Below are 21582 nucleotides of genomic sequence, written 5' to 3'. Positions count from 1 at the left end.
AACGGCTTATTAAAAAGGCGTGTGAGCAGGAATTGATCAAACAGCTGTAATTGATGAGTTCAGCGTCACGCCTTGTAATTCAATGGTGTATTCGAATTGACTACCGCGAGCTATTTCGACGGTGTATTCAATTGGTGTATTATCTAAAAATGCAATGCGCTCAATCTGCAAGCCAGGCGCACCAGGAGTTTCATTCAGATGTCTGGCAATATCTGGTTTAATATTTATCGCTCTGAATGTATCAATCGCCCGGCGAACGGAAATGTTATACTTTTCTTTTATAGCATTATATAAACCACACGTTTCAATATCCTCCTGCGTTAGCTCAGGGAAAAGAACACTAGTAAGATAGGTTTCTTCATATAAGATAGGCTCATAGTCGGCGGAGCGTAGACGAATAATATGATAAACAGGATTTTCAGTATTCAGTTTTTGCGCGATCCGCGTTGGCGCGCTGGTCAGACTGAAGTGGAGCAGGGTGGTGCCTGGCGTTTTATTTAAACGCATCATTTCTTCATGAAAACTATAAACGGTAATGAGGCTTTGCTTCACCGCTTGCTCGCGAACAAAAATACCTTTGCCGTGTATTTTTTTGATAAACCCTTCTTTTTCCAGCTCGGCCATCGCCTGGCGCACGGTAGTGCGGCTGATTTCATACTGCAAGCATAATTCTCGCTCAAAAGGTAATTGTTGGCCCGCCTTGAGTTCGCCAGCGTTAATTTTCTGCGTGACAATTTCAAAGAGCTGCGCATACATGGGCAATTTGCTTTTTTTATTGATCTTCATTGCACGACATCCTTAACAAGACCTGAGCTTTGATGTTGTAAGGATGTCATGATCTCTCATTGTCATGATGTTATCGCTGTCACAGTACAGCGTTATTTTTTAAGTTTTTTTCTTTTAAAACAATGCGTTAGTTGATTTCGTTAAAGCTTCAGATATAAAAAAGGCCCATGATGTCATGGGCCTTTTTCTATTGATGGCGGATTATTTCTTCGGCTCGGCCACGATATGACTTCCCACGCCGCGGTTGTTGTATTCCCACATGCGGTTGAAGTTACGGTCGTTGAGGTCGCGCTTCAGCTGACCTTTTTCGTCCTGCGCGCCGGTGTTGCCGCTGAACGGACGTTTAGAAACGGCGGCGTCAGCCCATGGTTTCGCGACGTTAAAGCCTTCGTTAATCACGCTATCGCGGATCACGACCTGGCCGTTGGTGTTGCTGTCGACGTCGAGCGAGCGGCCCAGCTGCGCTACGCCGTCACCGGAAGCGGTGAAGCGGCTGTTAGTGGCGAGGAAACCGTAGAAGATGTTGGATGACGTCGCCGGTGCGAAGACATAGCCTTCCTGCTGGGTACGCGAGTTCACTACGCGGAAATCGGTGTTGTCGAACACCACCGCGCCGCGGCCGGAAACGATATCCACATCGCCTTCGAGGTAGCTGTTGCTGACCAGCGTACGGGTCTGGCGATTGTTCTGCAGACGGTTATCAACACCGCTGTTGGTGACGAAGAACGTATTCTGACGGCCCAGCACATTGACGTTGTTAAGCTGGGTTTTATCGCCATCGGTACGCAGCGCGACCGCCTGGTGAGTCCCGGCATCGACGCTGTCGCCCAGGGTATTTTGAATCGTCAGGTTTTGCAGCTGCAGACCGTTGTTCTGCGACCAGACGACTGCCGAGCACATGACGCCAATCGTGGCGCTGCGCTTGCTCTGGCAGCTGTCAAACATGTACCACGCCGGTTTGCCCGGCATGTATTTACCGCCTGGGTTAACCAGCTTACGCCAGCTTGCCGGGTCGATTTCAGAATCGATGGCCAGACCGATTTTGACATCAATCGCTTTCTCGCCGGTACCGTAGATGGTCAGGCTGCCCGGAGCGGCCGGCACATAAACGGTGCCCTGATACTCACCTGGCAGCACGGCAATATAGATGCGTGAGCTGCTGTGGCGCGCGATAGCGGCATCAACGGCGGCCTGAATGCTGGTGTGCGTCACGCCCTGGGTACCGGCCGGGCCAACCACGAAGTCTGCTTTCGCCGGCACGGCGATAGACGACGGCGACCAGGCTGCAGCGTTAGGGTCAAGCGAAGCGAAGTAACGCGCGGCGGTAAAGTTTTGCGCTTCATCTGTCGACAGCACCGGGCGGGAAGAGGTCCCTGGCGCGGTCTGATCGGACGGACGCTGATCCGCAGGGGTTGAGCTGCAAGCCGTCAGTGTCACGCCAAAAGCCAATGCCAGCGCCAGACGAGAAACCGAGAAAGTGTTCATGTTGCTCCAGGCTAAGTAAGTGAAAGAGAATCCTGTAAAAGCAGCCTTTTTATACTAAGTTGAGCGAAACGGGAAGATGCGCTGATAAAAAAAACGCCGGTTTTTTGCCGACTTATGTCAACGAAAAGCAAAGAACTGCGGATGGCAAAGGCGAGGGCCCTATTACGGGTATTATCCATCCGCTGTCGACAGCGTTTAAAACGCTTTCTTATGCGCCAGACTGGTCACTAAATCCGTAATGCTGAGCACCAGCGTTGAGCGGACCATCTGCTGATAGCGCTGTTCCTGCATGGTTCTTAGCGCATCATCAACCACGTCTTCCGGCAGGTGTAGCGTAGGCGGCGGCGGGAGTGCTGTCATGCAGTGCAGCATATTGATAGGGCCCAGGATTTCATCGTCGGTAAAGCTGTAGATTTTGTTCTCATGCGCCAGCTCGTTATTCAGCGCCAGCAGCAGTTCGACGTCTTCGTATTCATCGCGGCTGATCACGCCCAGAGCGTAGATAAGCTTGAGCCGCACCGGCAGGTTTGCCAGCGGCCCGCTGCCTTCCAGCAGCGGCTCTACCGCGTATTTAACGGCGTAATCATCTTTACGAAAGGCCTGGAGGATGAGCTGATCCACCGCTTCGGACAGCAGCCCGACGGCGGTCTGAATAAAACCGGTCAACGTCTGGCGGGCGTTCAGCCGCTCCAGGATGCGGTTTTCCACCGCCTGATTCTGATTAAGGTGTGCGTCGTCCATTGGGGCCATCATCGTTGCGTTGCTTTTTGCAAATGGTGGCTTCTCTGGAGCCGAGTCCTTTGGGTGTGGCTTTTCGCTTTCGGGTTGCGCGTTCATGCGCAGGCGATTCAGTTTCATTTTACCCTTCTTATCGGCAGCGGCCGCCTACGGCAGCCGCGCCTGTCCTATGGGGTGACATCGTCGTTAACGTTGCATGGCGTTATACACATTCACGATCTGTGCGACAAGCTCTGGCTGGTCATGCAGCCCACAAACCTGATTAACCGTGCTTGTTACCCCTTTTTCCTCCAGCAGGTTTGCCATTTCTTGCGCCTGCGGGTCCTGGTGGCTGCGATAGCGTAACGCGGCGGCAATGCCGATTATCAGGTGCCGGTTCGGCAGCGCGTACTCCAGCGTGCCGCGCAGCGGTTTGATTAAGCGATCGTTCTCGCTCAATTTACGCAGCGGCTGACGGCCTACGCGTTCGACCTCATCGTGCAGGTACGGGTTTTCGAAGCGGGTCAGAATTTTGTCGATGTAGGCGGCATGCTGCTGCGAATCGAAGGCGTAGCGCTTAATCAGCACGTCGCCGCTTTCGGTCATGGCGTTTTTCACCACCTCACGAATAGCCGGGTCCAGAATGGACTCGCGAATGGTCCGGTAGCCGGCCAGTTGACCAAGGTAGGCCGTGATAGCGTGACCGGTGTTGAGCGTGAACAGTTTACGTTCGATGTAGGCCATCAGATTGCTGGTGGGTTCCATACCGGCAATCTCCGGTAGCGCCCCCTTGAACTGGGTGCTGTCGACGATCCACTCGCTGAAGGTTTCAACGGTGACGTCCAGTGGATCGTCGTTTGCCGCGGTCCCCGGTGGTACGATGCGATCGACCGCCGAATCGACAAAGCCAATGTGTTCTTCCACCCACCCGTGCAGCGCGATGGGCATTGCCTGCAGCACGTGCTGCTTGAGCTGGCTGGTACCGCGCACCATGTTTTCGCAGGCGATAATATTCATCGGCTGCGCGTTGCCGCGCTCAAAGCGGGCGATCAACCCCTGGGCCAGGGTGCTGGCGATTTTGCTGAGCACCTGCGGGCCTACGGCGGTGGTGATGATATCGGCCTGCGCAATCTGCGCGATAGCGTCCGGGCTGTTACTGTAGATGGCGCTAATGCGGCTGACCTGCTCGACGCGCGCATTTTCACCCACTACGTTGACCTGATAATGCTGCTGGTGCGCCAGCTGATCGACCAGCGGTTGATTAACATCGGCGAAGGTGAGCTCCGCCTGGGCGTCCGCCAGCAGTTTACCGATAAAGCCGCGGCCAATATTCCCTGCGCCAAAATGAATTGCTTTCATTGCTGTTTACCTCGAAAAAAATCCGTAGCCGGGGGCTGAGGCCCCCGAGACCTTATGCCGCTTGCTCGCCGGACAGGAGTTGTAAAATCTCCTGGACGCTGGTGGTTTGCGCCAGGCGCTCAATCACGTCCTTATCGTCCAGCGCGTTGGCCAGACGGGCGATAACCTGAACGTGCTCGTTGTTGCGTGCGGCAATGCCGATGACCAGGCGGGCGATATCGTCCGGTTCATCGCCAAAGCGGACGCCCTGCGGGTACTGGCAAATAACAATCCCGGTGCGCAGCACGCGGTCTTTGGCTTCTACGGTGCCGTGCGGCACGGCAATGGACTCTCCGAGGTAGGTGGTGGTTAACGCTTCCCGCGCCAGCATGGCGTCAACGTAATCCGGCTCGACGTAGCCGCCGGATACCAGCATTTCGCCAGCAAAACGAATGGCCTGTTCTTTATTGGCGGCGGTCAGGTTGAGGAAAATGTTATCGGCGCTGAGCTTAAACAGGTTTTCCTCGCGCTCGCCAGGCGTGAATGCATCGTCGTTGGCGGCGATAATGGTCTGATTAATCAGTCGGCTATCGTTGGCTGCGGGCGGTAGCTTCGCGGCCAGCAGACGGGTGGTGAGATCGGTGTACAGGCCGCTGTCGAGGAAGTTGCTCAGCGACATATGCATCGCCTGCGGCGCAAAGCGCATGGCGCGTTCGGTAAGGTCCTGGTGGGTGATGACCAGGTCGACATCCTCCGGCAGGCTATTGATGGCGCAGTTGGTCACCGAAATATGGTTCAGACCAGCATCCTTCACCTTTTTGCGCAGTACGCCTGCACCAAGGGCGCTCGAGCCCATTCCGGCATCGCAGGCTACGATAATTTTACGCACGTGGTGCAAATCTTTCGCCAGATCCAGCGCCGGCTGCGGGATTTCGCCAGACGGTTTGCCGCCGGTTTTAGACTGCTGTTTCAGGCTCTGCATACGGCGGGTGGCTTCCGCCAGGCCGTTGCTCTCTTCATCACCCACGCGAACGCGTTTAAGCAGCATCGAGGCCGTGAGGAAAGAGACCAGCGTTGACGCCAGAATCGACAGTACTACGCCAATCAGCGACGCTTTCGGCGTCATCAGCAGCACCGCAAAGATAGAGCCCGGAGAGGCCGGGGAAACCGGGCCTGCGTTGAACAGCGTCAGGGTAAAGACGCCGGTCATGCCGCCAAGAATGACCGCCAGAATTAAACGCGGGTTCATCAGCACGTATGGGAAATAAATTTCGTGAATACCGCCGAAGAAGTGAATGATCGCTGCACCGCCTGCCGACTGCTTGGCGCTGCCTTTACCGAAGAACATGTATGCCAGCAGAATACCCAGACCCGGACCCGGGTTGGCTTCAATCAGGAAGAAGATAGACTTGCCGGTTTCCGTTGCCTGCTGAATGCCCAGCGGTGAGAAAATGCCGTGGTTGATCGCATTATTGAGGAACAGAATTTTCGCCGGTTCGACAAAAATCGAGGTTAACGGCAGTAGGTTGTTCTGTACCATCACGTTGACGCCGGTCGCCAGTGCTTTAGACAGCAGCTCGACCATTGGCCCGATGGCCAGGAAGGAGAGCATTGCCAGCAGCATGCCGATAATCCCGGCGGAGAAGTTGTTCACCAGCATCTCAAAGCCGCTTTTGATCTTACCGTCGACCCAGCGGTCAAAGCGTTTGATTGCCCAGCCGCCCAACGGCCCGGCAATCATGGCTCCCATAAACATCGGCATATCGGCACCGACGATCACGCCCATGGTAGTAATTGCGCCAACGACGCCGCCGCGCTCGCCGCCAATCAGGCGACCGCCGGTGTAGCCGATGAGCAGCGGCAGCAGATAGGTGATCATCGGGCCGACCAGTTTGGCCAGCGTCTCATTCGGCAGCCAGCCGGTAGGAATAAACAGTGCGGTAATCAAACCCCAAGCAATGAATGCGCCAATATTGGGCATCACCATATTGCTGAGGAAGCGGCCAAAATTCTGTACCTTGACCTTGATATCTGGTGATAACATAAAAACACCCCTTGTGGTGCGCGTTAGATGTTGCGCGCGTAATAGTTGTGGTGGTTTCGCCAAAAACCATCCAGTCGTTCTGTATGCAAAATCGACTCTATCACGCCGTTTTCGTCTCGCGTACCCCAGGGGGTGTTTGTGATCTGCGTCACTATCAAGGGGTCGATTAAAGGGTGTTTTTGGTGATGTTAGTCACATAAAAAGCCTGTAAGTCGGCTACAAAGTTAAAATATCGCGCATGTTGAGCTTGGTTTTGTGACTAAAATCACTTTTTGTGTTGGCGTGTTTGTTTTTGAATTGTGATCATATTCACAAGATAATTTTACCTTCTTCTCGCCCCGTCTTTTGACTCTCCTGGTTCATCGTTTTTTCGTCAGAAAATTACACCGTGCGGCTGTCGGCATAAAAAAGCCCCGCGAGGTTTCCCTGCGGGGCTCAAAGTATAGGCCGTGAGATTAGCTAAAAAGCGCGGTCAGCGATGCGCTGCCCAAACTATGGAAATGGACGTTAAAGCCGACCATTGCGCCGCTTGCACCTTCATCGACGTCTATCTTATCTACGTCCAGCGCGTGGACGGTAAAGATATAGCGGTGAGTTTCGCCTTTCGGTGGTGCTGCGCCACCATAGCCAGCTTTACCAAAATCGGTGCGGGTTTGCAGCGCGCCGGCGGGCAGGCCGACCAGACCAGAGCCAGCGCCGGTGGGCAGTTCGCGGGTGTCCGCTGGCAGGTTGGCAACAATCCAGTGCCACCAGCCCGAGCCGGTTGGCGCGTCCGGGTCGAAGCAGGTCACAACAAAGCTTTTGGTCCCCGCCGGCACGTCATCCCATGCCAGATGCGGTGAAAGGTTTTCGCCGTCGTAGCCCATCCCGTTGAACACCTGGCGCTGGGGGAGTTTCTCGCCGTCACGCAGGTCGTGGCTGACTAATTTCATCAACTGCCTCCTTGGTTAATCTACTGATTAACCAAGGAGTGTAGCGGTTAGCCGCGCAGATTACCGCAGCTTATTGGATAAAAAATGTTTCCTGCTCGACGGCGAGGCAGACCGCACGGGTCAGGCGCGTCAGCTGCTGCGTGGTGATGAGGTACGGCGGCATCAGATAAATAAGGCGGCCAAACGGGCGAATCCACACGCCTTGCTCCACGAAGAAACGCTGAAGCTGGGCCATGTTCACCGGGTAGCGCGTTTCCACGACGCCAATAGCACCCAGTACACGCACATCGGCAACCAGCGGTGCATCGGCAGCAGGGGCCAGTTCGCGCTTAAGCTGTCGCTCGATGGCGGCGACCTGCGTTTGCCATTCGCCGCTTTCCAGCAGCGCCAGACTTTCGGCAGCCACGGCGCAGGCCAGCGGGTTGCCCATAAAGGTCGGCCCATGCATAAAGCAGCCGGCTTCGCCGTTGCTGATGGTTTCGGCCACCTCGCGGGTAGTGATGGCCGCTGACAGCGTCATCGTTCCGCCGGTTAACGCTTTGCCCAGGCACAGAATATCGGCGCTGATGCCCGCATGTTCGCAGGCGAAAAGCTTGCCGGTGCGGCCAAATCCGGTGGCGATTTCGTCAGCAATCAGCAAAATTCCCTCCCGGTCGCACATTTTACGGATCCGCTTCAGCCACTCAGGATGGTACATCCGCATGCCCCCTGCGCCCTGCACGACCGGTTCGAGGATCACTGCCGCAATTTCATGGCGATGTGCGGCCATCAGGCGGGCAAACGCCACCATATCGTATTCGTCAAATTCGCCGTCAAAGCGGCTGTGCGGTGCGGGTGCAAACAGGTTCTCCGGCAGATAGCCCTTCCACAGACTGTGCATGGAGTTATCCGGATCGCACACCGACATCGCGCCAAAAGTGTCACCGTGGTAGCCGTTACGGAAGGTGAGGAAACGCTGGCGCGGCTCGCCTTTGGCCTGCCAGTACTGCAACGCCATTTTCATCGCGACTTCGACCGCAACGGAGCCAGAGTCAGCAAGGAAAACGCACTCCAGCGGCGCGGGGGTCATCGCGACCAGTTTACGGCACAGCGCCACGGCAGCAGGGTGGGTAATGCCGCCAAACATCACATGCGACATCTGGTCAATCTGCGTTTTCATCGCCGCGTTCAGGCGCGGGTGATTGTAGCCGTGAATCGCCGCCCACCACGATGACATACCGTCAACCAGGCGTTCGCCGTCGGCCAGCTGCAGTTCGCAGCCTTCGGCAGAAACCACCGGATAAACCGGTAACGGAGTGGTCATGGAGGTATAGGGATGCCAGATGTGGCGGCTATCAAAGGCGAGATCGTCCGTTGTCATAATCGACTTGTAAACCATTTTGAAAAGTTTTAGGTTTACGAGTATAAACCGAACCGAAAATTAACAAAACCCCGGAGAAGCCAATGGCTCACCCTTTACGCTGGACAATGTCGCAGGTCACCGCTCTTTTTGAAAAACCGCTGCTGGATTTACTGTTTGAAGCTCAGCAGGTTCACCGTCAGCATTTTGATCCCCGCCAGGTGCAGGTCAGCACGCTGCTGTCGATTAAAACCGGCGCTTGCCCGGAAGACTGTAAATATTGCCCGCAGAGTTCGCGCTACAAAACGGGCCTGGAAAGCGAACGTCTGATGGAAGTGGAGCAGGTGCTGGAGTCAGCGCGTAAAGCCAAGATGGCGGGCTCAACCCGTTTTTGTATGGGCGCGGCGTGGAAGAACCCGCACGAGCGCGATATGCCTTACCTCGAGCAGATGGTACAGGGCGTGAAAGCGATGGGACTGGAAGCCTGTATGACGCTGGGGACGCTCTCCGACGGTCAGGCGCAGCGTCTGGCTTCGGCCGGGCTGGATTATTACAACCACAACCTCGATACCTCGCCGGAGTTTTACGGCAACATCATCACCACCCGTACCTACCAGGAACGCCTGGATACGCTGGATAAAGTCCGCGATGCCGGGATCAAAGTGTGTTCTGGTGGGATTGTCGGGCTGGGAGAAACCGTTACCGATCGCGCGGGCCTGCTGCTGCAGCTGGCGAACCTGCCGACGCCGCCGGAAAGCGTACCCATCAACATGCTGGTGAAGGTGAAGGGGACGCCGCTGGCCGATAACGAAGACGTCGATGCGTTTGATTTTATTCGCACCATTGCCGTTGCTCGCATCATGATGCCAACCTCGCATGTGCGTCTATCCGCTGGCCGCGAGCAGATGAACGAGCAGACGCAGGCCATGTGCTTTATGGCCGGAGCCAACTCTATTTTCTACGGCTGCAAGCTGCTGACTACGCCGAACCCGGAAGAAGACAAAGATTTACAGCTGTTCCGTAAGCTGGGCATTAATCCGCAGCAAACCACGGTGACGGCCGGTGATAATGAACAGCAGCAGCGTCTGGAACAGGCGTTGATGACGCCGGATACCGACGATTATTACAACGCGGCGGCGGTATGAGCTGGCAGCAGCGAATAGAACAGGCCGTCACTGAGCGACGCGACGCGCAGGCTTTTCGCCAGCGTCAGCCGCTGGAACAGGGGACGGGGCGCTGGCTGCTGCACGCCGGGCGTCGCTACTGCAACTTTTCCAGCAATGATTATCTTGGCCTCAGCCAGCATCCGCAGGTGATTCGCGCCTGGCAGGACGGGGCTGAACGCTACGGCGTCGGCAGCGGCGGGTCCGGTCACGTCACCGGCTATCATCTGGCGCATCAGCGGCTGGAAGAGCAGCTCGCTGACTGGCTGGGCTACGACCGCGCGCTGCTGTTTATCTCAGGCTTTGCCGCCAACCAGGCGGTCATTGCCGCGCTGGCCGGGCGTGAAGATCGGATAGTCGCAGACCGGTTAAGCCACGCTTCGCTGCTGGAGGCTGCCAGCCAGAGCCCGGCTCAGCTGCGCCGTTTTCAGCACAACGATAGCCATCATCTGGCTTCGCTGCTGGCCGCTTCTGTCAGCGGCCAGCAGTTGGTTGTGACGGAAGGTGTTTTCAGTATGGACGGCGACAGTGCGCCGTTGGCCAAAATCGCCGCCGCCGCGCGCACTGCTGATGCCTGGTTAATGGTCGATGATGCGCACGGTATTGGCACGACCGGTGAGCGCGGGCGCGGCAGTTGCCATCAGCAGGGCGTTCACCCTGAACTGCTGATCGTTACCTTCGGCAAAGCTTTTGGCCTGAGCGGCGCCGCCGTGCTCTGCAGCCATGCGGTGGCCGATTATTTTGTGCAGTTTGCTCGCCATTTGATTTACAGCACCGCCATGCCGCCCGCTCAGGCGCAGGCGCTACAAATGGCGCTGGCGGTGATTCAGAGTGACGATGGTCAGCAGCGTCGGGAAACGCTGGCGCAGCACGTGGCTGACTTTCGCCTCGGCGCCCGCGGCCTCGCTTATACGTTAACCGACTCAGCGAGCGCTATTCAGCCGCTTATCGTCGGCGATAACGGGCAAACCCTGCGGTTGGCCGAGCGTCTGCGCGAGCAGGGATGCTGGGTCACCGCGATTCGCCCGCCGACCGTTCCGGCTGGCACCGCCCGTTTGCGCCTGACCCTAACCGCAGCGCACGACGCACAGGACATCATGCATCTGCTGGAGGTGCTGCATGGCGAGCGTGGATAAACAGGCGGTCGCGGCGGCGTTTGGTCGCGCGGCAACGTCGTATCATCAACACGATGAACTACAGCGTCTTAGCGCGACGCAGCTGCTGTCCCAGCTACCAGCGCAGGCGTTTCCTCGCGTGCTGGACGTCGGCTGCGGGCCGGGCGGCTACAGCCGCTACTGGCGAGAACGCGGCAGCCACGTTACCGCGCTGGATCTCAGCGAAGAGATGCTCCAACAGGCACGCAAGCAGCAGGCCGCGGATTGCTACCTGCTCGCCGACATGGAGGCCATTCCATTGTCCGGCGACGGCTTCGAGCTGGTGTGGAGTAACCTGGCCATTCAGTGGTGCAACGATTTGCCCGCTGCGCTAGCCGGGCTTTATCGCCAGCTCGCCCCCGGCGGGACGCTGGCGTTCACCACGCTGACCGCAGGCTCGCTGCCGGAGCTGAACCAGGCCTGGCAGGCGATTGATAACCATCCGCACGCCAACCGTTTTTTGCCTGAATCGGCGCTCTCCGAGGCGCTGGCGGGGTACCGCAGCCGAAGTCGTGCAACCACCATCACGTTGTCATTCCCCAATGCGCTGAGCGCCATGCGTTCGCTGAAGGGGATTGGCGCGACGCACCTGCACCAGGGGCGCAGCCGTCAGCCGTTAACGCGCGGCAGGCTACAGCAGCTCGAGCTGGCCTGGCCATCGCAGGCGGGAAAATGCCCGCTGACTTACCACCTTTTTACTGGAGTGATTACGCGTGACTGAACGCTTTTATGTAACCGGAACCGATACGGAAGTGGGCAAAACCGTGGCCAGTACCGCGCTATTGCAGGCTGCGCGTTTGCTGGGGCGTCGAACGGCAGGCTATAAGCCGGTCGCCTCCGGCAGCGAAATGACTGAGGAAGGGTTGCGCAACAGCGACGCGCTGGCGCTACAGCGTAATAGCGTCGTGCCGCTGCGCTATGAACAGGTCAACCCCTATACCTTTGCGGAGCCGACCTCTCCGCATATCGTTAGCGCCGATGAGCAGCGGCCGATCGAGGCCAGCGTACTGTCTGCCGGGCTATGCGCGTTGGAATCGCAGGCTGACTGGGTGTTGGTCGAAGGGGCTGGCGGCTGGTTCACGCCGCTTTCCCCGACCTTGACTCTCGCCGACTGGGTGCGAGATGAACGGCTACCGGTGATTCTGGTGGTCGGGGTGAAGCTCGGCTGCATTAACCACGCGGTTCTGACTGCGCAGGCGGTACAGCAGGCAGGGCTGCGGCTGGCGGGCTGGATAGCGAATGACGTCACGCCGCCGGGACGTCGCCATGCCGAATATCTCAGCACCCTTCAGCGAATGCTGCCAGCCCCGATGCTGGGGGAAATTCCCTGGCTGGGTGAGGCGGTCGATACCCAACCGCTGGGCGGCTATCTTGACCTTAGCGCACTGTGAGTCCTGCTGTCGGGGGCGGGATTCGCGCCGGTGGTCATCTTCATTCGTAAATGCTAAACCGTGGAAAACGTAAGGGAAAAGGCGCAGAAACGAAGGAAAACAAGCGCGCTTTTTCGCTGATACATATCAAAATTGGCGAGAAAATATTTTTTTGCTCGAGCATTGACAGGATGTTGCGCAAATCGCCGCGTGGCGGGGGATAGGGGCTAGCGGCAGTTATCCACTATTCCTGTGGATAACCCTGTGTATTAGAGTTAGAAAACCCACGGTAAACGAGAGAGCATGCGGTCTGCGCCTGAATTGATGCGAAACGCGGCTTTTCTGTGTTTTTGTTGTTAATCAATAAGTTAAAATAAAGCAATGGCGTAATAAAAAGTGCCTTAGGTTGCCATAAAACTTTCATGACCTATATTGACAAATGTTAAAAGAGAAAAAATTCTGGGGATAACCCAATTTGGCCAGCGTTTTATCTTGTCACGGGTTAAATTTTCGCGGCGTGCGTCCGCCATTTCGTCGATTGTGCAAACTACAATAGGTGATTACTGTTTTTATATCCAGTATTTTTTATTGGCAATTCGGCGGGCGGCGAGTAGAATTAATTCCCAGCCCGGCCCATTCGTCATCAGGTAGCGTCGCCCATGAGTAAACCGTTTAAGTTACATTCCGCATTCAGCCCTTCCGGCGATCAGCCGGCTGCCATCGCGCGCCTTAAAGAGGGGCTTGAGGACGGCCTGGCCCACCAGACGCTGCTTGGGGTGACCGGCTCGGGGAAAACCTTCACCGTCGCCAATGTGATTGCCGACTTACAGCGCCCAACGATGGTGCTGGCGCCGAACAAAACGCTGGCTGCGCAGCTGTATGGTGAAATGAAGGCCTTCTTCCCGGAGAATGCGGTAGAGTATTTCGTTTCTTACTACGACTACTATCAGCCTGAAGCCTACGTCCCAAGCTCGGACACCTTCATCGAAAAAGACGCCTCGGTGAACGAACACATCGAGCAGATGCGTTTATCCGCCACCAAAGCGCTGCTTGAACGCCGGGACGTGGTCGTCGTGGCATCGGTGTCGGCGATTTATGGCCTGGGCGACCCGGATCTTTATCTTAAAATGATGCTGCACCTGACCGTGGGCATGATTATCGACCAACGTTCTATTCTGCGTCGTCTGGCCGAGCTACAGTACACCCGCAACGATCAGGCGTTTCAGCGCGCAACCTTCCGCGTACGCGGCGAAGTCATCGACATTTTCCCGGCCGAGTCGGACGATCTGGCGCTGCGCGTAGAGCTGTTTGACGAAGAGGTTGAACGTCTTTCGCTGTTCGACCCGCTGACCGGTCACGTCGAGTCGACGATTCAACGCTTTACCATCTACCCTAAATCGCACTACGTCACGCCGCGTGAACGTATCGTGCAGGCGATGGAAGAGATCAAAGACGAGCTGGCAGATCGCCGCAAGGTGCTGCTGGCCAACAACAAGCTGCTCGAAGAGCAGCGCCTGAGCCAGCGCACCCAGTTTGACCTGGAAATGATGAACGAGCTTGGCTACTGCTCGGGCATTGAAAACTACTCGCGCTTCCTGTCCGGGCGCGGGCCGGGCGAGCCGCCGCCGACGCTATTTGACTATCTGCCTGCCGATGGCCTGCTGGTGATTGACGAATCACACGTCACCATCCCGCAAATCGGCGGTATGTATCGCGGTGACAGGGCGCGTAAAGAGACGCTGGTCGAATACGGTTTCCGTCTGCCGTCGGCGCTGGATAACCGTCCGCTGAAGTTTGAAGAGTTTGAGGCGCTGGCGCCGCAAACTATCTACGTTTCGGCAACGCCGGGCAACTACGAGCTGGAGAAATCCGGTGGCGAAGTGATAGACCAGGTCGTGCGCCCAACCGGGCTGCTCGATCCGCTGATTGAAGTGCGGCCGGTGGCGACACAGGTCGACGACCTGCTGTCTGAAATTCGCAAGCGTTCGGTGATTAACGAACGCGTGCTGGTCACCACCTTGACCAAGCGCATGGCGGAAGACCTCACCGAATATCTCGAAGAACACGGCGAGCGGGTACGCTACCTGCACTCGGATATCGACACCGTCGAGCGCATGGAGATCATTCGCGATTTGCGCCTCGGCGAGTTTGATGTGCTGGTCGGCATCAACCTGCTGCGTGAAGGGCTGGATATGCCGGAAGTATCGCTGGTGGCGATTCTCGACGCCGATAAAGAAGGTTTCCTGCGCTCTGAACGTTCACTGATTCAGACCATCGGCCGCGCCGCGCGTAATATCAACGGTAAGGCGATTCTTTACGGTGACAAAATTACCCCGTCCATGGCGAAAGCTATCGGTGAAACTGAACGTCGTCGCGAGAAGCAGGAACGCTACAACGAAGAGCATGGCATCGTGCCGCAGGGGCTGGTGAAAGACGTCGTCGATATTCTGGCGATGGGCGAGGGGCTGGCGAAGACCAAAGCGAAGGGCCGCGGTAAGTCGCGCTCCGCGTCGCCAATCGTTGAGCCGGACGTTCAGGCGCTGACGCCGAAAGCCTTGCAGCAGCAGATTCAAACGCTGGAAGCGCAGATGCTGAAACACGCACAGAATCTTGAGTTTGAGGAAGCGGCAGACATCCGCGATCGCCTGCATCAGCTGCGCGAGCTGTTTATTGCAGCGTCATGAGTCGGTGCATGAATATCGCGTCGGCCTGATAAGCGTTGCGCTATCAAGCCGCGTGGCGGAGGGGGCGCAAAGCCTTCTCCGGCCTGCTGGCTAGAGATGGGGCACTATTTTTCTGAATTGCGGCATCCATCACGAGCCAGCAGCCAGCCTTAATGTTCACTTAATAAATTGTGCTGATACTATCTGCAAAATCATTGAGGGTAGTGTCATGTCAAAACTGAATATCCAGCAGCTGTTCACCTTACTCATCTCTGTTGCCATCGTTGCCGGTTTCCTGAGCCACTGGATGCTGACCTTCTGAGCGCGCTTTAGCGCCTGGTGAGCTGAAACTCTACCCATGCCCGCGTGCCGGTTCCGGTCTCGCGGTTTTGCAGGAAGAATGCGGCTTCATGGAGTTGGGCAATGCGCGTGACGATGCTCAGCCCAAGCCCAATTCCGCCGTAGCGGCTGTCCATACGTACAAACGCCTGGCTAAGCTCACCCACCTTCGACTCATCAATCCCCGGCCCCTCATCTTCCACAATAAGCATCGGCTTCGAATCCCTCGCCAGCGACACCGTGATGGTTGACGATGGCGGGCTATAGCGGTGAGCATTCTCAATCAGATTACGCAGCAGCAGCCGCAGCAGCGTGGCGTCACCGGCCACGGTCACCGTCGGTACGGGCTCAGCGATGGCTAATGTCTGCTCACGTGATGCGAGCATCGTTTCCAGCTCTCCCTTCAGCGGTTCAATCACATCGCTCAGCAGATTAACCTGCTGATAGCTGCCTGCTGAGAACGATTGTCCGACGCGGGCCAGCAGTAAAAGTTGCGCAACGCTTTCGGTCATCTGGTCCAGACGCTGTAGCAGCGGCGCCAGATTCAGGTGCTGGGTTTTCTCCAGTAGCTCCAGATGCAGCTTCAGGCCCGCCAGCGGCGTGCGCAGCTCGTGGGCGACATCGGCGGTAAACAGGCGTTCGCGATCGAGCGTCTGGGTCAGGTTTTCCACCAGTTGGTTGATGGCATGGGTAACTGCTTCAACCTCAACGGTGGTCTGCTGCAGGAAAATGGGCTGCAAATTCCCCGGGGTGCGCGCATCCAATTCCCGCTGCAGGTCGGCGAGCGGCTGGGTGATGCGTTTTACCGCCTGCAGACACAGATACAGCGCCAGGCCGATAATCACCACGCTCGGAACCAGCAGGCTGGCGATGGCTTCACGAACCTCATGACGGATATGTTTAACGTTATTGTGGTTGTGCATCAGCATCGCCACTTCCAGCTCAATCTGCTCTTTGCTTTCATGCCATAGCCAGAACACGCTGATGAGCTGGAACACGACCAGAATCAGGCCAATTGCCAGCAGCAGTTGGTGGCGGATCGGCCATTTACGGACGGAAAAAAGCGCCATGCGTTATTCTGCCTTACCGGTATTCACCAATTGATAGCCAAAGCCTCGTACGGTACGAATCCGTGATTTTCCCACCTTGTCGCGCAGGTTATGGATGTGCACTTCCAGCGTGTTGGTGGCCGGTTCGTTGTCCCAGTTATAGATATCGTTGTAGAGAATTTCACGATGCACCGGGCTACCGGCCTTCAGCATCAGACGCGAAAGCAGGGCGTACTCTTTCGGCGTGAGCTCCAGCAGCGCGTCATCCAGCCACACCTGACGGCGCGTAACGTTGAGGCGCAGGTTTTCCACCGTCACTTCATTATCGCCCTGGTTCAGGTTGCGGCGCAGCAGCGCGCGGATACGGGCGTTCAGTTCTTCCAACGCGAACGGCTTGATTAAATAGTCGTCGGCGCCGGTATCAAGACCGCTGACGCGGTCCTCCAGCGTATCGCGGGCGGTCAGAATCAGCACCGGCGTGGTCATTTTCTCCTGCCGCATACGGTGGAGGAAATGCAGCCCGTCTTCATCCGGCAGGCCGAGGTCCAGCACGATCAGGCTATAGTGTCCGTTGGCCAGACTCAGCGCAGCCTGCTGCGCCGTGGCGACGCCGTCACAGGCATACCCTTCACTCTGCATGGCCAGAATCAGCCCCTGCAATAATAGGGTGTCATCTTCAACGACTAATATTTTCATCTGTTCGCCTCTATTTGCACGTCGCTAATATATCATCCGCTGCGCGATACTCTTTGGTCTCTACGCCGGTCATCCCCAGCACGGTAGAAAACAGATTATCCTGCGAGTAGTCATTCTCTTTGGCCTGTTTCTGCAGGCAGTCGTAATTCACACCGTAACGCTGCTGATAATCCTTGGATAGCCATAATAACATTGGTACATGTTTTTGCGTTTCCGGAGCAATAGAATACGGTAATCCGTGCAGATAAACGCCATTTTCCCCTAGCGATTCGCCGTGGTCGGAAAGATAAACCAGGCTGGTGGTAAATTTATCCTGTCTGGATTGCAGCAGCTTGATGGCCTTATCGACAATATAATCGATATACAGAATGGTATTGTCGTAGGTATTTTTCAGCTGCTCCTGGGAACAGGATTGAATTTCGCTGGTGTCGCAGGTTGGCGTAAAGCGGCGGAACTGCGGCGGGTAGCGATTGTAATAGGTCGGGCCATGGCTACCAATGGTATGCAGCACAATGACGCCGTCGCCCTGTAGGCTATCGATGGTTTTTTCCAGATCGTGGAACAGCACTTCGTCGTAGCATTCACCGTTAATGCACTGGCCTGGCAGATTCAACGCCGTCACGTCCTGATGCGGCACGCGGTCACAGGCGCCTTTACAGCCGCCGTCGTTGTCGTTCCACTGCACCTGAATCCCCGCGCGCTGGAGGATATCCAACAGCCCTTCCTGGTGATAGGCCAGCGCTTCGTCGTAGCGTGCTCGCGGCATATTCGAGAACATACAGGGAACGGACACCGCGGTAGCGGTACCGCAAGAGGTCGTGTTAGGGAAGTAAACCACATTATCTTGTGCTAACCGCGGGTTGGTATCGCGGTCGTAGCCGCCCAGCGAGAAATTGGCGGCGCGTGACGTTTCGCCCAGTACGATAATGGTTAAATTCTTACGCGGGCCATTTTTCATCAACGCTTTTTGCTGCGCATCTTCGCCAATTTTAACCAGCGGAAGATTGGCCATTTTGTGGTGATAATACCAGGAGTTAAGCGCAACAATACTGTTTGACGGGTTCAGTGATTTTACCAGTTCTTTATTATTACGGAACAGCGATGCGTAATCTTTATAGAACAGGCCTGCAACCAGCAGAATTAATAGGGTAGAGACAATAATTGTGCCCGCGCGCGTTAGCGCACCGCGCCACAGCGTTGTGGCGGGCTTAATTTTTACCCACCAGGCCAGCGCAATAAACAGCAGTGCGGTGATCCCCAGTACGATAATCATCTGGCCGGAAAGCAGGGCATAGCTCTCGGCGGGGGTGGTATCAAAAATATTGGTGACCATCGAGCGGTCAACAATAATACCGAAATTCATCATGAAATATTGTGCGCTGGCGCCGAGCAGAATAAACAGCGTCACGAGCACTTTCTCAAGACGAACGATGGACGCGAGCGCCAGACAAATCGCCATCACCGCAAAGGCGACGATCGGCATGGTCAGAAAGACCAGCGCGTTATGCAGGCTATCAACTGGCAGCAGGGTAAACGCCTGGCGATAAAATACGACGTTGAGCGCCAGGGCAATGTAGAGCGCGAATAAAACAATGTAGGCCAAACGGCTAATCGTAGGGCGTTGACGTAACAGGCGAAGCATAGCAGTAACCTAATAAGATTGATGCTCGCTATGCTGCCCGACCTATTTTAAGACAACCTTAAGATTTTAAGGAATCGCCGCCTAAAGCCTGAAGCGCCTCTTCCAGCGCGGCGCGTAACAGGGCGCGATCGTGACGATACGGAATGTCGCTCGCTTCCAGCGCCTGCTGAATCACTACTTTATCTGCCGTACCGCTGATGTCCGCTTTCGGACTCACTACCACGGCATCAATAACCGATTTACCAATGTAATGCTCCAGCAGGCTCAGCCGGTCTCCCAGACTCAGATGACCGGCAGGGCTGTGCTCACGGCCCAGGTTTTCGATGTAAACCATTGGGGCAGGCGTGCGACGCAGCGCCTGAGCAATGTCCGGCAGCAGCAGAATCGGCAGCAGGCTAGTGTAGAAACTGCCCGGGCCGATGAGGATCAGATCGGCTTCGGCAATGGCCTGTACCGCTTCGCGAGTGGCGCTAACCGACGGCGTCAGCAGCAGCTCCTGTGGAGGCAGTGTGAGCTGGTCAATATTAACCTCGCCGTAGATTTCGTGGCCCTCGCTGTCGATTGCCATTAAATCGACCGGCTGCTCCGACATCGGGATCAAGGATGCCTCTACTTTCAGCAGGTTTCTGATTAAATTAATCGCCTCTAAAGGCCTTACGCTCAGGTGATCCAGCGCCTTTAACATCAGATTTCCGAGGTTATGCCCGGAAAGTTCGCCATTACCGCCAAAACGATACTCAAACATGGTCGATGCGACGCTGGGTTCGGTGATTAATTGATTGAGACAGTTACGCATGTCGCCCCAGGCGATACCGCCTTCCGAACGGCGAATACGCCCTGTAGAACCGCCGTTGTCGGTCGTGGTGACGATGCCGGTGAGGCGAGAACCCAACGATGACAGGGATGACATCACGCGTCCAAGGCCGTGCCCGCCGCCGAGCGCGACAACGCGGTCGAGATCGGCAAAAGTGCGATTGCGCATACAGCTTCCTTATGTCCTGAAAATGGGCTTACATTAGCCTAACTACCTCTAAAAGACGATGCCCCGTACCGGTCAAAATGACGTATATCAATGCAAAAACATGATTTTTACGTATTCTGTAGGGAAAGTGCACGATCGTCTCGTTATGTACATGTTTATATAGCGAAAGCGAAAATGGCGAAACCGTTATTCTCGCGCTACTATTCGGCATAACATGGTTCAGTATTACCGACTGAACAACACACTCTAGCCTCTGCGCCTAAGTCAAAAGATAGGGCGTTTTGGCCGCGGCAGGTTCTCCTGTCGCCAGGGCGAAGGAAGAAATGATCTCGCCTCCCGTATTTGGAAAGGTGTCTATGGCTTCACAACTCACTGATGCGTTTGCGCGCAGGTTTTTCTATCTGCGCCTGTCGATTACCGACGTATGCAATTTTCGCTGCACCTACTGCCTGCCTAACGGCTACCAGCCTAATGGGGTCACCAATAAAGGGTTTCTGTCGCTTGACGAAATTCGCCGTGTGACGCGCGCCTTTGCGGCTCTGGGGACCGAGAAAGTGCGGCTGACCGGCGGCGAACCGTCGCTGCGTCGCGACTTTACCGATGTGATTGCCGCAGTCAAAGAGAACGCCGCCATTCGCCAGATCGCGGTCACCACCAACGGTTACCGTATGGCGCGAGACGTTGCCGCCTGGCGTGAGGCAGGACTGACGGCGCTGAACGTCAGCGTCGACAGCCTTGACGCGCGCCAGTTCCACGCGATAACCGGGCAGGATAAGTTCCGCCAGGTGATGGACGGCATCGACGCCGCCTTTACCGCAGGCTTTGATAAAGTGAAGGTCAATACCGTGCTGATGCGCGATGTTAACCATCACCAGCTCGACACCTTTCTGGCGTGGATCAAACCGCGCCGTATTCAACTCCGCTTTATTGAACTGATGGAAACCGGCGAGGGCAGCGAGCTGTTCCGCAAACACCATATTTCCGGCATGGTGCTGCGCGACGCGCTGCTCAGACGCGGCTGGATCCATCAAATCCGTCAGCGCAGCGACGGCCCGGCACAGGTCTTTTGCCACCCCGACTACGAAGGGGAAATCGGCTTAATCATGCCGTATGAAAAAGACTTCTGCGCCAGCTGTAACCGCCTGCGCGTCTCGTCCGTTGGGAAGCTGCATCTGTGCCTGTTTGGCGACGGCGGCGTTGATCTGCGCGAGCTGCTGGCCGAAGACGCCCAGCAGCAGGCGCTGGAAGCGCGCATTGCCGAAGCCTTAACGCACAAAAAACAGACCCACTTCCTGCATGAGGGCAATACCGGGATTACCCAGAATTTGTCCTATATTGGTGGATAATTCGTTATCAAGGAGCTATCAAATGAGTCAGGTGAGCGCTGAATTTATCCCGACCCGCATTGCTATTCTTACCGTTTCCAACCGTCGTGGCGAAGAGGATGACACCTCCGGCCATTTCCTGCGTGACGCCGCGCACGAGGCGGGGCATCAAATCGTCGACAAGGCGATTGTTAAAGAAAACCGCTACCAGATCCGCGCTCAGGTTTCCGCCTGGATTGCTCGCGATGATGTACAGGTGGTTCTCATCACCGGCGGTACCGGCCTGACCGACGGCGATCAGGCGCCGGAAGCGCTGCTGCCGCTGTTCGATCGCGAAATTGAAGGCTTCGGCGAAGTGTTCCGCATGCTCTCGTTTGAAGAAATCGGCACGGCCACGCTTCAGTCGCGCGCCGTGGCCGGCATGGCCAACCGGACGCTGATTTTTTCGATGCCGGGTTCCACCAAAGCCTGCCGCACCGCGTGGGATAACATCATCGCGCCGCAGCTGGATGCCCGTACGCGTCCGTGTAATTTTCACCCTCATCTGAAGAAATAAAC

18 protein-coding genes and 1 riboswitch are annotated in these 21582 nt (G+C 56.2%); of the genes, 7 read left to right on the top strand and 11 right to left on the bottom strand.

What is annotated here, in order from left to right:
* Positions 1–36: 36 nt before the first annotated feature.
* The 7 genes from V6942_RS06125 to bioA all read right to left on the bottom strand — a co-directional run bounded on the left by V6942_RS06125 (position 37) and on the right by bioA (position 8662).
* Complete coding sequence (locus V6942_RS06125; RefSeq protein WP_182929260.1) at positions 37–786, bottom strand: GntR family transcriptional regulator; 750 nt, start codon at positions 784–786, stop codon at positions 37–39.
* 201 nt (positions 787–987) lie between these two features.
* Complete coding sequence (locus V6942_RS06120; protein ID WP_182929259.1) at positions 988–2271, bottom strand: putative acyl-CoA thioester hydrolase; 1284 nt, start codon at positions 2269–2271, stop codon at positions 988–990.
* A 195-nt stretch (positions 2272–2466) separates the two neighbouring features.
* Positions 2467–3024 (bottom strand): MltR family transcriptional regulator, encoded by a 558-nt coding sequence (locus V6942_RS06115; protein ID WP_223878907.1) that lies wholly within the window; start codon positions 3022–3024, stop codon positions 2467–2469.
* Between the two features lie 171 nt (positions 3025–3195).
* Complete coding sequence (locus tag V6942_RS06110) at positions 3196–4347, bottom strand: mannitol-1-phosphate 5-dehydrogenase (protein WP_106924599.1); 1152 nt, start codon at positions 4345–4347, stop codon at positions 3196–3198.
* A gap of 52 nt (positions 4348–4399) precedes the next feature.
* Positions 4400–6370: a PTS mannitol transporter subunit IICBA gene (locus V6942_RS06105; RefSeq protein ID WP_333500945.1), complete on the bottom strand. Its 1971-nt coding sequence runs from the start codon at positions 6368–6370 to the stop codon at positions 4400–4402.
* 455 nt (positions 6371–6825) lie between these two features.
* On the bottom strand, positions 6826–7302 hold the full coding sequence (locus V6942_RS06100) for a kinase inhibitor (protein WP_106924597.1): 477 nt from the start codon (positions 7300–7302) through the stop codon (positions 6826–6828).
* 70 nt (positions 7303–7372) lie between these two features.
* Positions 7373–8662 carry an adenosylmethionine--8-amino-7-oxononanoate transaminase gene (gene bioA, locus V6942_RS06095; RefSeq protein ID WP_106924596.1) on the bottom strand — a complete coding sequence of 430 codons (1290 nt, stop codon included), beginning with the start codon at positions 8660–8662 and terminating at the stop codon, positions 7373–7375.
* A gap of 83 nt (positions 8663–8745) precedes the next feature.
* Here bioA and bioB point away from each other — a divergent pair, with 83 nt between their 5' ends.
* From bioB to uvrB, 5 genes are all read left to right on the top strand, one after another.
* Entirely contained in the window at positions 8746–9786 is a 1041-nt protein-coding gene (gene bioB / locus V6942_RS06090; RefSeq protein ID WP_106924595.1) for a biotin synthase BioB, read from the top strand.
* Positions 9783–10940 (top strand): 8-amino-7-oxononanoate synthase, encoded by a 1158-nt coding sequence (gene bioF, locus V6942_RS06085; protein ID WP_333500944.1) that lies wholly within the window; start codon positions 9783–9785, stop codon positions 10938–10940. The genes bioB and bioF overlap by 4 nt, the downstream gene beginning before the upstream one ends.
* Positions 10924–11679 (top strand): malonyl-ACP O-methyltransferase BioC, encoded by a 756-nt coding sequence (gene bioC, locus V6942_RS06080; RefSeq protein ID WP_333500943.1) that lies wholly within the window; start codon positions 10924–10926, stop codon positions 11677–11679. Before bioF ends, bioC begins: the two co-directional genes overlap by 17 nt.
* On the top strand, positions 11672–12349 hold the full coding sequence (gene bioD / locus V6942_RS06075; RefSeq protein ID WP_106924592.1) for a dethiobiotin synthase: 678 nt from the start codon (positions 11672–11674) through the stop codon (positions 12347–12349). The genes bioC and bioD overlap by 8 nt, the downstream gene beginning before the upstream one ends.
* A gap of 638 nt (positions 12350–12987) precedes the next feature.
* Entirely contained in the window at positions 12988–15012 is a 2025-nt protein-coding gene (gene uvrB / locus V6942_RS06070; protein WP_106924591.1) for an excinuclease ABC subunit UvrB, read from the top strand.
* 308 nt (positions 15013–15320) lie between these two features.
* Here the strand turns inward: uvrB and pmrB are convergent, their stop codons facing one another.
* Genes pmrB through yvcK form a run of 4 tightly spaced genes read right to left on the bottom strand, consistent with a single transcriptional unit; the run spans position 15321 to position 19699 of the window.
* Complete coding sequence (gene pmrB / locus V6942_RS06065; RefSeq protein WP_333500942.1) at positions 15321–16400, bottom strand: two-component system sensor histidine kinase PmrB; 1080 nt, start codon at positions 16398–16400, stop codon at positions 15321–15323.
* A gap of 3 nt (positions 16401–16403) precedes the next feature.
* The gene (gene pmrA, locus V6942_RS06060; RefSeq protein WP_106924589.1) at positions 16404–17075 is read right to left on the bottom strand and encodes a two-component system response regulator PmrA; all 672 of its coding nucleotides are present in this window, start codon (positions 17073–17075) and stop codon (positions 16404–16406) included.
* A gap of 10 nt (positions 17076–17085) precedes the next feature.
* On the bottom strand, positions 17086–18717 hold the full coding sequence (eptA, locus tag V6942_RS06055) for a phosphoethanolamine transferase EptA (protein WP_106924588.1): 1632 nt from the start codon (positions 18715–18717) through the stop codon (positions 17086–17088).
* Between the two features lie 58 nt (positions 18718–18775).
* The gene (gene yvcK, locus V6942_RS06050) at positions 18776–19699 is read right to left on the bottom strand and encodes a uridine diphosphate-N-acetylglucosamine-binding protein YvcK (RefSeq protein WP_106924587.1); all 924 of its coding nucleotides are present in this window, start codon (positions 19697–19699) and stop codon (positions 18776–18778) included.
* A gap of 230 nt (positions 19700–19929) precedes the next feature.
* Positions 19930–20068, top strand: a riboswitch (molybdenum cofactor riboswitch).
* On the opposite strand from yvcK, the gene moaA reads away from it, so the two are divergent.
* Positions 20056–21045 (top strand): GTP 3',8-cyclase MoaA, encoded by a 990-nt coding sequence (gene moaA, locus V6942_RS06045; protein ID WP_106924585.1) that lies wholly within the window; start codon positions 20056–20058, stop codon positions 21043–21045. It overlaps the preceding riboswitch by 13 nt.
* Positions 21046–21067: 22 nt before the next feature.
* Positions 21068–21580, top strand: coding sequence for a molybdenum cofactor biosynthesis protein B (gene moaB / locus V6942_RS06040; protein ID WP_333500941.1), 513 nt, complete (start codon positions 21068–21070; stop codon positions 21578–21580).
* Positions 21581–21582 lie beyond the last annotated feature (2 nt).

The organism is Kluyvera genomosp. 2 (genome assembly GCF_036759865.1).
GTDB lineage: Bacteria > Pseudomonadota > Gammaproteobacteria > Enterobacterales > Enterobacteriaceae > Kluyvera > Kluyvera ascorbata_B.
The sequence above is the reverse complement of the archived record's forward strand: the minus strand, read 5'-3'. Positions and strand labels throughout refer to the sequence as shown.